This window comes from Allobosea sp. P1_B10 (genome assembly GCF_056406735.1).
Genome location: NZ_JBFTZP010000003.1, coordinates 644,634 through 658,583, shown reverse-complemented (window position 1 = coordinate 658,583; position 13,950 = coordinate 644,634). Strand labels below are relative to the sequence as shown.

General features: G+C 65.0%; 11 protein-coding genes. 2 read left to right on the top strand and 9 right to left on the bottom strand.

The features are described from left to right. Positions 1–54: 54 nt before the first annotated feature. The 9 genes from tssH to AC1D2L_RS10485 form a co-directional block, all read right to left on the bottom strand. Positions 55–2,796 (bottom strand): type VI secretion system ATPase TssH, encoded by a 2,742-nt coding sequence (tssH, locus tag AC1D2L_RS10525; protein ID WP_476845804.1) that lies wholly within the window; start codon positions 2,794–2,796, stop codon positions 55–57. A gap of 9 nt (positions 2,797–2,805) precedes the next feature. Then, positions 2,806–3,879, bottom strand: a complete 1,074-nt coding sequence (gene tssG, locus AC1D2L_RS10520; RefSeq protein WP_476845803.1) for a type VI secretion system baseplate subunit TssG — start codon at positions 3,877–3,879, stop codon at positions 2,806–2,808. Continuing rightward, complete coding sequence (tssF, locus tag AC1D2L_RS10515) at positions 3,876–5,837, bottom strand: type VI secretion system baseplate subunit TssF (RefSeq protein WP_476845802.1); 1,962 nt, start codon at positions 5,835–5,837, stop codon at positions 3,876–3,878. The genes tssG and tssF overlap by 4 nt, the downstream gene beginning before the upstream one ends. A gap of 6 nt (positions 5,838–5,843) precedes the next feature. After that, entirely contained in the window at positions 5,844–6,389 is a 546-nt protein-coding gene (locus AC1D2L_RS10510) for a type VI secretion system baseplate subunit TssE (protein ID WP_476845801.1), read from the bottom strand. Between the two features lie 207 nt (positions 6,390–6,596). Then, on the bottom strand, positions 6,597–7,082 hold the full coding sequence (locus AC1D2L_RS10505) for an Hcp family type VI secretion system effector (RefSeq protein WP_476845800.1): 486 nt from the start codon (positions 7,080–7,082) through the stop codon (positions 6,597–6,599). A gap of 154 nt (positions 7,083–7,236) precedes the next feature. Then, a complete protein-coding gene (gene tssC / locus AC1D2L_RS10500) occupies positions 7,237–8,742 on the bottom strand; it encodes a type VI secretion system contractile sheath large subunit (protein WP_476845799.1) in 1,506 nt (501 codons plus the stop codon). 16 nt (positions 8,743–8,758) lie between these two features. Beyond that, on the bottom strand, positions 8,759–9,289 hold the full coding sequence (gene tssB / locus AC1D2L_RS10495; RefSeq protein ID WP_476845798.1) for a type VI secretion system contractile sheath small subunit: 531 nt from the start codon (positions 9,287–9,289) through the stop codon (positions 8,759–8,761). A 127-nt stretch (positions 9,290–9,416) separates the two neighbouring features. Then, entirely contained in the window at positions 9,417–10,778 is a 1,362-nt protein-coding gene (locus AC1D2L_RS10490; protein ID WP_476845797.1) for a type VI secretion system protein TssA, read from the bottom strand. Positions 10,779–10,836: 58 nt separating this feature from the next. Further along, a complete protein-coding gene (locus AC1D2L_RS10485) occupies positions 10,837–11,409 on the bottom strand; it encodes an OmpA family protein (RefSeq protein WP_476845796.1) in 573 nt (190 codons plus the stop codon). 153 nt (positions 11,410–11,562) lie between these two features. Here AC1D2L_RS10485 and AC1D2L_RS10480 point away from each other — a divergent pair, with 153 nt between their 5' ends. Beyond that, complete coding sequence (locus AC1D2L_RS10480) at positions 11,563–13,380, top strand: type VI secretion system Vgr family protein (protein ID WP_476845795.1); 1,818 nt, start codon at positions 11,563–11,565, stop codon at positions 13,378–13,380. Positions 13,381–13,388: 8 nt separating this feature from the next. Continuing rightward, the gene (locus AC1D2L_RS10475; RefSeq protein ID WP_476845794.1) at positions 13,389–13,946 is read left to right on the top strand and encodes a DUF6931 family protein; all 558 of its coding nucleotides are present in this window, start codon (positions 13,389–13,391) and stop codon (positions 13,944–13,946) included. Positions 13,947–13,950: the final 4 nt, after the last annotated feature.

Genomic DNA, 13,950 nt, shown 5'->3' with positions numbered 1-13,950 from the left:
TTGGGCGATGCCCGGCCGCATCCCTGGAGAAGCCACGAACGCACCAGTCAGACGTCAGGCGCAGCGGTAGACAAAGGCCCCCTCCTCGACCGCGACGCTTGCCTCGACGAGCGGTTTCTTCTCGATCTGGAGGTTGAGGATCTGGCGCGACAGCGCCGGCAACATCGCGTTGGTGATGATGTTGTCGATCATGCGCCCACCGGAATCGGGGTCGTTGCACTGCGCCACGATCTGCTCGACCACCGCATCGTCGTAAGCGAAGCCCGCGCCGTGGTTGTCGCGCAGGCGCTTGCCGATGCGGTTGAGCTGCAGCCGGACGATGCCTCCCAACATGTCGGGCGAGAGCGGATAATAGGGGATCACGACCAGGCGTCCGATCAGTGCTGGCGGAAACACTTTCAGCAACGCCGGGCGCAGCGCCACCGCCAGCGCCTCGGGATCGGGCCTCTTAACGGGGTCGCCGGCCATGCGCATGATCTCGTCGGTGCCGACATTCGAGGTCAGGATGATCAGCGTGTTCTTGAAGTCGATGCGGCGGCCGGTGCCGTCCTCCATCTGGCCCTTGTCGAAGACCTGGAAGAACAGTTCATGGACATCCGGATGGGCTTTTTCGACCTCGTCGAGCAGCACCACCGAATAAGGTTTCCGCCGCACGGCTTCGGTCAGTCGCCCACCCTCGCCATAGCCGACATAGCCCGGAGGGGCGCCCTTCAGCGTCGAGACCGTGTGGGCCTCCTGGAACTCGCTCATATTGATGGTGATGACGTTCTGCTCACCGCCATAGAGCGATTCCGCCAGCGCCAAGGCCGTCTCGGTCTTGCCGACGCCGGAGGGGCCGCAGAGCATGAACACGCCGATCGGCTTGTTGGGATTGTCGAGCTTGGCGCGGCTGGTCTCGATGCGCTTGGCGATCATCGAGATGCCGTGTCCCTGGCCGACGACGCGCTTGTTCAGGGTTTCGGCGAGATTCAGAACCGTCTCGATCTCGTCCTTGACCATCCGGCCGACCGGGATCCCGGTCCAGTCGGAGACGACGGAGGCGACGGACTGCTCATCGACATGGGCGTAGATCATGCGGTGGGCGGGATCGATCTCGCCCAAGGCGGCGAAGCGCTTACTAAGGGAGGCGCGTGTGGCTGCAGGGTCGATGGCCGGCTCCGGCGCAAGCTCCTGTGCGGCGCCGGCAGGCGCGCCAGCGCCGTCGGTCGCGGAATGCCGCGCAACCTCCGAGTTCGGATCCGCTCCGGCATTGGCGGGGTCGCCCAATTTGGCGCGCAGCGCCTTGATCTCCTCGACGACAGCCAGTTCGCTCGCCCAGGCGGCCTCGAGCGCAGCGAGCTTCGCAGTCCGTTCGGCGATCTCCGCCTCGATCTCGGCGAGCCGGATATCGGTCGTGCTTCCCAGGTCCCGATCGGAGGTCAGCGCCGCCTTTTCCTGCTCCAGCGCCGCGATGCCGACACGCGCATCCTCGATCGCAGCCGGCGTCGCGCTCTGGCTGATGGCGACGCGTGCGCAGGCGGTGTCCAGCAGGCTGACCGCCTTGTCGGGCAGTTGCCGCGCCGGGATGTAGCGCGAGGAGAGATGCACCGCCGCAACGATGGCGGCGTCGGAAATGCGCACCTTGTGGTGCTTTTCCATCGGCCCGATCAGGCCGCGCAGCATGGTGCAGCAGCGCGCGACATCGGGCTCGTCGACCTGCACCGGCTGAAAGCGGCGCGTCAACGCCGGGTCCTTTTCGAAGTACTGGCGGTATTCCGACCAGGTCGTCGCCGCGATGGTGCGCAAGGTTCCGCGCGCCAGAGCGGGCTTGAGCAGGTTGGCGGCGTCTCCCGTGCCGGCCGGGCCGCCCGCACCGATCAGGGTATGCGCCTCGTCGATGAACAGGATCACCGGCGTCGGCGAGGACTGGACCTCGTCGATGACAGAGCGCAGGCGTTGCTCGAACTCGCCCTTCATCGAGGCGCCGGCCTGCATCAGGCCGATATCGAGCGCGCAGACCCTGACATTGCGCAGCGGGGGCGGCACGTCGCCCGACGCGACGCGCTGGGCGAAGCCCTCGGCGATCGCGGTCTTGCCGACGCCGGCCTCGCCGGTGAGGATCGGATTGTTCTGGCGCCGGCGCATCAGAACGTCGATGACCTGGCGGATCTCGTCGTCGCGGCCCAGGATCGGGTCCATCTCGCCCGAGCGCGCCTTGACTGTGAGGTCCTGCGAGAAGCGGTCGAGCGCGGTGGTGCCCTTGGCGCCCTCGGCCGCGGCCTCGGCGCCGGGCGTGCCGGCGGCGCGCAGGCCCGAGCCGTCCATCGGCCGCAGGTTTTCCTCCTCCGAGCCCTCCCAGATCTTGGCGTAGCCGGCCGCCAGATCCTCGACCGGGATTTTTGCGAACTCCTTCGAGGCCGCGACCAGGGCGCGCCGCAATTCGAGCGATTTCAGCGCCGCGACCAGCGCGTGGCCGGTCCTGATCTGTGTCTCGCCGAAGAACAGGGTGGCGTAGTGCCAGCCGCGGTCGAGCAGATCGACGACACCATTCGAGACGCCGGGCATCTCGGTCTCGTTCTTGCGGAAGCCCTCGACGACGGCCCCGACATCGGCGAGCAGCCGCGCCCGGTCCAACCCGTAGTGATCGGCTGTCAGGGCGATGTCGGTGGCGCGCTGCTGCAGGATCTGCGAGAGCCAATGCGCCAGCTCGACATTGCGGTTGCCGGCGCCCTTAGCCTGCCGCAGCGCCAGGATGAAGGCCTCGTAGCCGACCCGGTTGAGCTTGCCTGTGACGGCTTCCAAGCTGATGTCGGCCATGGCTTTCCCCTATCCTGCGCGGGCCTGGAGGCCGCCTTGAGCCTCGAGGTTGCGCTTGTGCCGCATGCGTTCGGCGGGATGGAAACGTGCGTCGCGCCGCAGCGCGCCTTGGCTCTCGCTCCAGTTGGGCGCCATCCAGCTCGTCCAGCCGAGGTTTCCCGAGTGCCCGAGCGTGACGGGCTCGACCGCGCCGACCGGCAAGGCCAGCTCGACATCCCATTCAAACTGCTCGCCGAGATGGAAGAACACCGCGTCGGCCAGGGGCTCGCAGCGGTCGCCGCTGGGCAGAAAGCGGCGGAACTGCTCGAGGTCGCGCGCCACGATGCGGATGCGGAACTTGTCCTCGACGCTGTAGACACTGGCGCCAAGCAGAGCGTCGCTGCCGAGGCTGCAATGGCGCGCGCCGAGCCGCGTCCGGTCGGCGGGGTCGAAGACGAGCCGCATGCCGACAAACTGCTCGATCTCGACCTCCGCCTTGAACAGCCCGGCCAGGAAGCCGCGCAGGCGCGAGGCCGACTTTGCCTGCGCGCCGAGCAGGCCGGCATGAGCGAGCTTTTCGGGATCGGGCACGCTGTCGCGCTTCAGGTAGGGCTTCGAGCCCAGCCCGATCATGCTTCCTACGTAGGCGGAAAAACGGTCGAGTTCCGGCCGGTCATGCTGGGCCACGGGCCGTGAATCCGCCCAAGCGCGATAGAAGAGCTGCAGGAAGCGGTGGTTCAGGATGTCGAGGAAGCGCGGAAAGGCCTCGTCATGGGCGAGCTGCCACTGGTAGGTTTCTTCGGTGGTGGCGAGGGGCAGCGCGCCCTGTGGCCCCAGCAGCCCCAGGAACTTGACGAAGAGACGCAGGCGCCCCTGCCCGTCCTCGTCGGCCTCGGCGATCGTCGAGGCCGCGAAATCCAGAAAGGCCTGCTCGCCCAGCGCGATGTATTCGTCGCGACGCGAGGCGGCATCGCCGATGCGCGGCCGCTCGGGAAAGCTGCGTTCCAGTCGGCGCATCACGGCGTAGAAGTCGAAACGCCAGGGCTCGGCCTTGAGCCGGCCAAGGAAGGGGGCGTCCTCCGCCTGCTCGGGCGCGCCGCTCACAGGATGCGCCTGCTGCCGGCGCGCGGCGGCCAGCGCATGACCTCACCACGCTCGACGGTGCGGATGACCGTCTGGGTGAAGTGGTTCATCGCCGCGTATTCGGAGAGGAAGCGATCGAGCACCGCCCCCAGCAGGAACACGCCGCTGCCCTCGAAAGCCTTTTCCTCGAGCGTGACGACGATTTCGAGGCCGCGCGCCGCACCGGTCCCGGCGCGCTGCGGAAAGCGTCGGACCACCGCCTGGCTGTCGACGCTCTTGATGCCGCGGATGCGGCGCTCGACCGCGCTGTCGGAGAGATCGGCGAAGAGCGAGAGCAGTTCGCGCAGGGCCTCGCCATTGCGCCCGGCACCGCGCTGCACCAGGCCGAGCTGGTTCAGGCTGAGGAGGTTGATCAGGCGCCAGGCGATAACGCCTGTGCTTGCAGTCTCGGCGCGCAATTTGAGCTGGGAAACGATCGGCTCGCGCGGCGGCGTCGGCCCCGAGAGGCAGGCGATGTCGAGTGAGACGCTGTCGAGCAGGCGGAAATCGGCGCCGCCTGCTCCCGTCGGCAGATGCTCGGTGAGATGCCGGTTCGAGCACAAGGCCTTGACGCTGAGCTCGGCGACCGAGACCGCGTCGCCGACGACCGCAGGCTCCGCCAGCGAGATGAACATCTCGGTGCCGGTGTAATCGGACGCCCGGCCATAGCGACGCTCGGCACTCGAACGCCGGCGCGGCAGGCGGCGCTGGGTGTAGAGCAGCCCTTGCGTCGGGGATGCACCCTCGGGCGAGGAATAGAGCGGGTGAACCGGCTGCTTCTCGCGCCCACCGACATAATGGGCAAAGACCTCGAGGATGCTGTGCGGCTCATAGTCGAGCGGCCGGCTCCGGTCGGGAACGACATGGTACTCGTGCTCGTTGGAGCGGACCTGGATACGGTCGGTGGTCTTCTCGAACAGATTGACGGCCGGCACCGCATAGAGCGCGAACATCTCGCGGCTGACCGCCGCCGCCAGCCGGGCATTGACCTCGTCGAAGACGAAAATGATCTCGACAGTCTTGGCCTTGAGGCGCGGCATGATGCGCGCCAGCCCGTCGAGCCGGAACCCGAGGAATTTGCGCGGGAACCAGAACAGCTCGCGCAGCAGTTCGAAGCCGCGAAAGGCCCGACTGTCGGCCGGCAGCAGCGCTTCGCTCTCGTCGAAGCCGATCTGCTCGAGCGCGCACTCCGCGCCGGAGGTGATCACCGGATCCCCGAAGGCGTCGAGGTGGCGGAAGTAGATACCGATGCAATCGGCGAAGAGCTGCTCGTAGAGCGCAATCGCGTCGGCCTCGGTGCCGAGCAGGTGGACCCTGAGTTCCCGGGCATTGCAGCCGGCAAACCAGCTCTGCGGCTGCTTGGCCGAGACAGATGGCGGGGGCTCGTCCTCGACATCGACCATCATGCGGTGCGTCAGCGACAGCCGCAGGCCAGACAGGCCGCCCGCATCGGTGGGCAGGCCTAGCGCCTGCAAGGCCGCAGGCGCTGCCATGTACTCGGCTGCGACGATATCGAAGGGCCAGAGCGTCACGTCCGAGGCGAGCCGGTAGCGGCAGGCGACGCGACGGTCGCGCTCCAGATAGGTCGCGTCGAGATAGGCGCCGCGCTTGATGCGCACGCCCTCGCGCAGGCCGGGATCGGAGAAGGCAGGCTTGATGCCGGCGAGCAGTGCCGATGGCGTCGGCGCGAGATAGTTCGGCAGCAGCTGCTCGAGCAGGTTGTTGGTGAACTCGGGAAACTCGTGCTTCAGCTTGAGCTGGACGCGGGCGGCGAGGAAGGCCGCGCCCTCCAGCAGCCCGCCGACCATTGGGTCCATGCGCTCTCCGACTAGCCCACCGAGGCGCTCGGCGATGCCGGGGAACTCCTCGGCAAATTCCTTGGTATGCTCGGTGAAGAGCCGCAGTTCCTGATTGTAGAAGTCGAGAAACTCCTGGTTCATCGGCGGCTATCGGTTCCTGATCGCGATCTTGCCGGTGTCGAGTTCGACATCGGCGATGAACTGGATCGGTATGTTCAGCGGCTCGCAATTGAGGTCGGCCCGCACGACGAAGCGGATTTTCAGCTCGGCGGGGTCGAGGCCGTCGTCGCGCTCGACGGCCACGGAGCGCTTGATCAGGCGCGGCTCATAGGCGACGAGCACATCCGCCAGTTCGTCCTTGATCGCGTTGACGCGATATTCGTCGATCGAGCGATGGGTGATGTCCGGGAAGCCGTGGTTGAGTACTGAGCGGGCGACATCCGCGTGACGCGTCAGATCGATCGACGAGCCCAGATTGACGGTGTTCACCAGCGTCTCGAGATCGAGCGCGATCTCCTGGCGCAGCTTCTGTTCGGTGATCGCGGCGCGCGGCGCGGCGCGGCGGCCCGCCAGAATGCGCTCGCCGCCCTCGCTGCGCAGGTCGAGTGGCGTGCGAGCGTCCTTCTGGCGATGCGCCTCGCGAAAGGCGAACATCAAGGGCGGGCGCAACCGGTTCTTGAGCCTGGCATCCATCAGCGCGCGCCTCCAGCCGGGCTGGCGAGCGACCGGCGGCAACCGAGGCAGGGACGTGGCCGACGCTGCGTCATGATCGCCATCCAACACAATCCTCATGGGAACGCCGCCGGGCTCTCTCGCCCGAAATGCCGCGCTTTGACCGTCCGCGGCTGTGGGATCTGCGAGCGGGAGATCGGCTCCCGCCCGCTTTACTTGCCCTGACGGTCAGAGCTTCTTGTTGGCCTTCAGGTCGTAGCCACCCGTGATCGCGGCATCGAGCGAACCGTCGGCCTTCTGCGGGCTGTACTCGAACTTGATCTTGGCGAAGTTGAGCGAGAACTGATCCGTGGGAATGGTATCGCCGCCGACCGCATCGCCCGACTGGTAGCTCGAGACCAGCAGGTCATCGAGCGAGATGACGTAGTATTCTTCCTGCTTGCCGCCATGCTTGCGGACGATGAGCTTGCCCTTCTTGATGTGCTGGCCGGTCGCGCAGGCAACCATCAGGTTCGGGGAAGACTTATTGACCTTGGTGGTGAAATGCAGGTCCTGGTAGTTGGCCTTGCCAGCGCCGCCTCCACCGCCCGAGGCATGGCTGCCTGAATTGGTCACGCCCCAGGAGAAGGATTCGATCTCGATGAAATCCTTGTGCTTGGAGTCCTGGCTTTCGCCCTTGATGCCATCGAGTTCAAGTAGAAAATCGCTAGCCATAACGCTCTCCCCAGTTGGATTTCATCAATGATCTGGACTGCCGTTGAGTAGATGTCCGGATATTGAACCTTGAGCTGGCCCCGAACATCATCGGAATGCAGGAGGTTTTGGCGTTTTTTTCAGGTGGGCGGCGTCGACTTGAAAGCCGCCTGTCTCAGGCCTTGGGGGCAGGCAGGCGCGAGACGAGGCTGAGCCCGATATCCATGCCCTCGAGCTGGAAATGCGGGCGAAGATAGAACTTGGCCGAGTAGTAGCCCGGGTTCTCCTCGTCCTCGAAGACATCGATGCGGGCGTCGGAGAGCGGCTTGCGCGCCTTGGTTTCCTCGCTCGAATTGAGCGGGTCGCCATCGATGTAGTCGGTGATCCATTCCTGCAGCCAGCGCCGCAGCGGCTCGCGCTCCTTGTAGGAGCCGACCTTGTCGCGAACCATGCATTTCAGGTAGTGCGCGAAGCGCGAGACCGCGAACATGTAGGGCAGCCGCGAGGAGAGGTTGTCGGATGCCGTCGCGGCGACGCCGTCAGGCCCGAAGAAGGCCTTTGGCTTGTAGAGCGACTGCGCGCCGATGAAGGCGGCCTTGTCGGTGTTCTTGCGGTGGATCAGCGGGATCAGGCCGGACTTCGCGAGCTCCGCCTCGCGACGGTCGCTGATCGCGATTTCGGTCGGGCATTTCAGGTCGATGCCGCCATCATCGGTCGGGAAGGTGTGCGTCGGCAGGTTCAGGACCTCGCCGCCGGACTGGACGCCGCGAATGCGCGTGCACCAGCCATATTCCTTGTAGGCGCGGTTGATGTTGACGGCCATCGCGTAGGCCGCGTTCATCCAGGCATATTTCTCGCCCTTGTGGCCGTCGGTGTCCTCCTCGAAGGCGAACTCCTCGACCGGCTCGGACTTGGCGCCATAGGGCACGCGCGAGAGCACGCGCGGCAGGCACAGCCCGACATAGCGGGAATCCGCCGCATCGCGCAGCGACTTCCAGGCCGCGTAGTCGGGCGTGTCGAAGACTTTTCCGAGATCGCGCGGGTTTGACAGTTCCGTCCAGGCATCCATGCCCATCAGGGTCGGGTCCGCGCCGGCGAAGAACGGCGCATGCGCGGATGAGGCAACCTTTGAGAGGTCGCGCAGCAGCTGCACGTCGGTCGGCAGATGGCTGAAATGGTAGTCGCCGATCAGGCAACCGAAGGGCTGGCCGCCGAGCTGGCCGAATTCCTGCTCGTAGACCTGCTTGAACAACGGGCTCTGGTCCCAGCGTGCGCCGGGAAAATTCTTGAGGTTGCGGTAGAGCTCGTTCTTCGAGGCGTTCATCACCTTGATCTTGAGCTGCGCGTCGGTCTCAGAGTTGAAGACCAGATAGTTCAGTCCGCGCCAGGCACCCTCGATCTGCTGGAAAACCGGTGCGTGCAGGATCTCGTTCATCTGCTCGGAGAGTTTTGCGTCGAGCCGCGCGATCATTTCCTCGATCGTGTCGAGCACGTCGGTCTTGATGAGCGTGGAATCCGCCAGAGCCTGGTTGACCAGGGTGGCGACCGCGTTCTCGACCTCGGACGCCGCCCTTTCGGTCTTCGGCTTGAAGCTCTGCTTCAGGACCGACGCGAACTCATCTGCATCCTTGACCTGGGCAGCCGCGCCGGCGGCTCCCTGGATCTGCGTTTCCGCTGCCATTGCCGCCTCGCTTGATTTAGCCGTTGCCGGATTGCGTGGGTTCGACCGATTTGTCGCCGAGCTTGTCCTTGAGTGCCGCCATCAGTTGCGGGTCTGCGAGAAGCGCCTTGATCTGGTCGCTCGCCGCCATCTTGCCGTCCATGTAGCGCAGCAGGTTGGAGAGCTGCTCGCGCGCCTCCAGCAGCTTGGCCATCGCCGGAACCTGCCGCGCGATGGCGGCCGGGTTGAAGTCGTCGAATTTCTTGAACTTCAGCGCCACGGACAGCTTGTCGTCGCCGTCGCCGAGCTTGTTGGGCACGGTGAAGGCGACGCCGGGCTCGATCGCCGCCATGCGCTGGTCGAAATTGTCCATGTCGATGTCGAGGAACTTGCGCTCGGTGATGTCGGCTTTCTCGACATCGGAGGCGTTTCCGGACAGATCGGCCATCACGCCCATGACGAAGGGCAGCTCGATCTTCTGCTCGGCGTTGTAGGGGTCCTCGTAGGTGATGTGGACGCGTGGGGGCCGGTTGCGGCGGATGAATTTTTGACCTGAATCACCAGCCATCGCCGCACTCCCTCTTTCGTGAACGTTGTCGCGTTACCAGAGCCCATTGCGTCAGCCGAAAACCATTCTACTCCATCGCGAATGCTTGTCGACCGTGGTCCGAATTCTATGGATTCTCGGATATCACCTAGTTTTCCTCGTCGGGACCCACTGCAACCCCGGGCAGAATGTCACCGAGCAGGGACATGAAATCATGCTGCGCGAGCGCGCAGGCCTTATCCATCAGCAGCGGCGTCGGATGCGATGGCTCGGCCTGCCGGTAGAACCGTGCAACCGCCGCCATCCGCGAAACGGCCTCGCTGCGCGATCCGACCGGCGTGGCAAAAGCGCTGGCTGGCGCCGTCGCTCCTTCATCCTCCAAGGCCTCGCTCTCGACCTCATCATCGCCCTCGTCGTCGGCGCTGAAGCCACCGCTCTCGCCCTCGAAAGAAGCGAGGCGTTCGAGCGGAAGCTGGAAGCGGAGCCCCTGCCCGACCGCAATCATCGCCTTGTCGACGTGGTCCGGAAACATGATCTGGATGACCTCGATCAACGACTTCCCGATCAGATGCTGTGCCTGGCCGATCAGCAAGACCGCAGGGCTCGATGGCTCGGTTCTTCGGAAGTAATCCAGGCAGCTGGACAGTGCATCCTTCACTTGGATGATGCTGGTGCAGGCACCGGCGGCTGCCACGGCGCCTCCTGGCGCGGCGCCGCTTTCGGCTTGCTCGGGCGCGGCCTGAACCGCATGGCCCGGGACGCGGCGCGCGACGGCCGCATCCAGGAAGGCGCGGATCTGACTCGTCAGGGCCTGCAGCCGCGGAAAGCTGAGCGTGTCGCCCGTCCTTGCGAGCCAGACCGCCGCGATGCGAGCCAGCGCATCACTGATCGTGGTGATCGTTTCCAGGGCGCGGGTCAGATCGGCGATATCGGCCTCCAGCAGCGCGGCCTGGATCGTGCCGGTATCAGGATGCTGCTCGCCCTCGACCAGCCGCGTCTCGCCGGACGCCACGAGCTGGCTGCGAAAGGCGAGCGGGCCGACGCGCCGGCTCGTCAGCAGCGGCGCATGCTGGAGCGGCAGCACCACGGTCGCGTTGTCGTCGAGGCTCTGCAGCGCGACCTCGCGCGCCATCACATCGGCGCCCTGGGGCCTGGGATGGAAGTCATCCCAGTGATCCCCGAGATTGTCGGCGACCAGCTTCAGGCTGTCGGCGAAGCCCGCGACGTCGCGGTTCAGCAGCGCAAATTTCGCGACCAGCACGAAAAGCCGGAGATCACGGGTTTGCGCGAGCAGCTTGCCGAGATCGGCGAATGCGCTGTCGAAATCGAGAGACGCACGATCGAACGGGATCTGGCGTCCCTCATCGTCGCGGTGGAAGAACGAGGTCGGCAGCGCGACCTCGAGCCGCGCAGACACGTTCATGAAATCGGGGGTGTCCTCGAGATCGGGTCCGCAGGGCGCCTCGGGCGAGACCAGGGCGGCGAGATCGACGAAATTCAAAGCCGCCATGGTCCCTCACCGGCCCCTCATCCAGCCCAGCCCCCTGATGCGGGCAACCGGCAGCCAATCACTCGACGCGCAGGCGCGTCTCGACACGGCGATTATCGCCTGCGAAGGGGTCCGGCACGATCGGCTTGCTCTGGCCATAGCCCTTGGCGAGCAGCTTGGCGGCGTTGACGCCGCGCTCGCCGAGATAGCGGACGACCGACTGCGCGCGCCTCTGCGACAGGTCGAGATTGTAGCTCGCGGAACCGTGGGCGTCGGTGTGGCCCTCGACGAGGAAGTTGCTCGATGCCAGCCGGGGATCGTTCAGCGCCTTGGCGAACTCGTCGAGATTGACCCTGGCTTCGGGCTCCAGGACGTCCGAATTGTACTTGAACTTGACCACGAGATCGAAGGCAGACGCTGCAGCCGAGGGCGTCGCGACGACGTGCCCGGCCTTGTTGCACTCGGCCTCGGTGCCGACGCAAAGGCCCCGCGTCGGCCCCAGGCCGCGCGTGATGCCCAATTGCGGCTGACCGCCGAAATGCTTGATGACGTCGTCGGCCTTGTAGGTCTGCGCTCTCGCCGAAAACGGAGTCAAGGCGCATACTGAACTGGTGACGCAAAGACCGAGGACGATAACGGCGTAGCTGCGCATGGTGCCCTTCCCGTTCATTTGGATGACGCCAGAGACGACCTTCTCGCATATAGAATGAAATACTGATCACGTCAACCCGAATTCAATATTCGATGTCATGAGGTCTAGATAATGTCTACCGATCTTAAGCAGACTGGTAGAATTGCGTCTTTTGTGACGCCATCAAACAAAGATGAATTTCCGCTCATAGACTTCGATGCCGAGGAAGGTATCAGCGATCTGTTTACCTATCGCATCAAGGCGGCCAGCGCGACGCGAAACGCGGACATCAAGACGATGATCGGAGAGAACTGCCACGTCGCCTTTACGCTCAAGAACGGCCAGTCGAGGATTTTCAACGGTATTCTCGTCAATGCGCAGTGGCTGAGCCGCGAGGCCGATCTCGACATCTACCAGTTCACGCTCAAGCCCTGGCTCTGGCTTTTGTCCCATCGCTCCGATTGCCGGATCTTCAAGGACAAGAATCCGATCGACATCATCAAGGCCATCTTCGAGAAGGAAGCCAAGGCATCTTTCGAATTCAAGGTCACGGACACGCCGCCAACACTTGAATACTGCGTCCAGTACCGCGAAACCGATCTTGATTTCGTTTTGCGTCTCATGGAAAAATACGGAATCTATTATTATTTCACCCATAGCGAGGGCGGGCATAAGCTGATCCTGGCTGATTCAAAAGCTGGGCATGCGCAGGTTCGGGCTGCCGCCGAGCCCTCCTATAGCGGCGCCGGCACGGCCTATCCCTTCATGTCGCCGCTCAACACGATACCGCGCCCGATCGAGCACATCAGTGACTGGTCCACGCTGAGGCGGCTGCGCACCGGCAAGATCGAGCTCAGGGACTATGATTTCAAGCAATCCGGGTCCGACCTGACAAGCCGCGCCGAACACGGTTTCCCGAAGGCCAAGGACTATGAGAGCTACGACTATCCCGGCGCCTATGTGACACGCGAGGAGGGCGAGCATCTCGCGCGCATTCGCGTCGAGGCCGAGCAGTCGCGCGATGACCGTCGTTACGCCAGCGGCCAGGCGCCGAGCCTCTACCCCGGCGCGCTGATGCGCTTCACCGCCGATCCGACAGGGGCCGATGATGCCGAGTATCTCGTGCTCAGCGCGCAGCACAGCCTGACCGGCCAGAGCTATCGAGCCGGCACGAGCGTCGCCACGCCGAGCTATCACGGCTCCTACGAACTGCAGGAATGCGACCGCCGCTTCCGCCCGCCGATCACCACAGCCGGCCCGCGCGTCATGGGCCCTCATACCGCCAAGGTCGTCGGCAAGGACAATGACACGACCGAGGGCGATATCGACGTCGACGAATATGGCCGCGTCCTGCTGCGCTTCCATTGGGACCGCGAGGAGAAGTCGACCTCCTGCCGGGTCCGCGTCGCGCAGCTCTGGTCGGGCAAGGGCTGGGGCGGACAGATCATCCCCCGCATCGGCCAGGAGGTCATCGTCGAATTTCTGGAGGGCGACCCCGAAAAGCCGCTGGTCACGGGCACGGTCGTCAACGACGTCCACATGCCGCCCTATGAGCTGCCGGCCAACAAGACCCAGTCGGGCCTGAAATCGGAATCGACCAAGAGCGGCGGCGCGCCGGGCACCTATAACGAGATCAAGTTCGAGGACATGGAGGGCTCCGAGAGCCTGAGCCTGCGGGCCGAGAAGGACCATGACATCGAGGTCCAGAATATCGAGACCCGCAGGATCGCGACGAACTTCACCGGCAATGGCGAATACTCGCGCAAGACGACGCTGGAGGATGGCAGCGACAAGCTCGAAATCCTGAACGGCAAGCTCGACATCACGGCCTCCAACGAGATCGTCATGACGGTCGGCGAAAGCACGATCAGGATGCTGCCGGCCAGCATCGAGATCAGCTCGCCGACGATCAAGATCCAGAGCACGCTGAAGACCGAGGTGCTCAGCGATGGCACGGTCATCGTCAAGGGCGGGATGGTTCTGATCAATTGAGCAACGGCATGTCGCGGCTTCGCTTCAACACGGCTCAGGAAGTATTTTCGGCCTTTCCGGCCGCGCGCAGGCTCGTCAAGGCGGCGCCGACGGGCGAGCATCCGCTCGCCTTCCTTCGGAAGCTCGCGCAAAGCGGGGCGGCCCGGGATGCGCTCGGGTTTTGCGCCTTCCTGCTGCCGCGGCGCGAGACGGTATGGTGGGCGCTCCAGGCGCTCCGGACCATGCAGCAGCCGGGAACGCCGCCCGACGCATGCATGGCGGCGGCCGAAGCCTGGGTCCGCGACCCCGACGACGCCCGCAGGCGCGCCGCACTTGCCGCGGCGGAGGCTGGCGACACCGAGGTGCCCGGCACCTGGCTCGCCTGGGCTGCGGGCTATTCGGGCGGGAGCATGGTCGCCAGCCATGCCGTGCCCTGCCCGCCCGACCTGACCGCCAAATGCGCGCGCATCGGCGTGATGCTGGCTTTCGGCACGTTGCCGGCGTCCGTACGCGACGCGCGGTTGCGTGCCTGCATCGAAGCATGCATTCGTTTGGCGGATGATGACGGCGCCAAGGCACAATCCTAGCGTG

Bases quoted from the DNA above. Each gene is read 5' to 3' on its own strand.
- tssC (WP_476845799.1), bottom strand. From the start codon at position 8,742: ATGGCAGCGGAAACGCAGATCCAGGGAGCCGCCGGCGCGGCTGCCCAG.
- tssF (WP_476845802.1), bottom strand. From the start codon at position 5,837: ATGAACCAGGAGTTTCTCGACTTCTACAATCAGGAACTGCGGCTCTTC.
- AC1D2L_RS10510 (WP_476845801.1), bottom strand. From the start codon at position 6,389: ATGGATGCCAGGCTCAAGAACCGGTTGCGCCCGCCCTTGATGTTCGCC.
- AC1D2L_RS10505 (WP_476845800.1), bottom strand. From the start codon at position 7,082: ATGGCTAGCGATTTTCTACTTGAACTCGATGGCATCAAGGGCGAAAGC.
- tssH (WP_476845804.1), bottom strand. From the start codon at position 2,796: ATGGCCGACATCAGCTTGGAAGCCGTCACAGGCAAGCTCAACCGGGTC.
- AC1D2L_RS10490 (WP_476845797.1), bottom strand. From the start codon at position 10,778: ATGGCGGCTTTGAATTTCGTCGATCTCGCCGCCCTGGTCTCGCCCGAG.
- AC1D2L_RS10485 (WP_476845796.1), bottom strand. From the start codon at position 11,409: ATGCGCAGCTACGCCGTTATCGTCCTCGGTCTTTGCGTCACCAGTTCA.
- tssB (WP_476845798.1), bottom strand. From the start codon at position 9,289: ATGGCTGGTGATTCAGGTCAAAAATTCATCCGCCGCAACCGGCCCCCA.
- AC1D2L_RS10475 (WP_476845794.1), top strand. From the start codon at position 13,389: ATGTCGCGGCTTCGCTTCAACACGGCTCAGGAAGTATTTTCGGCCTTT.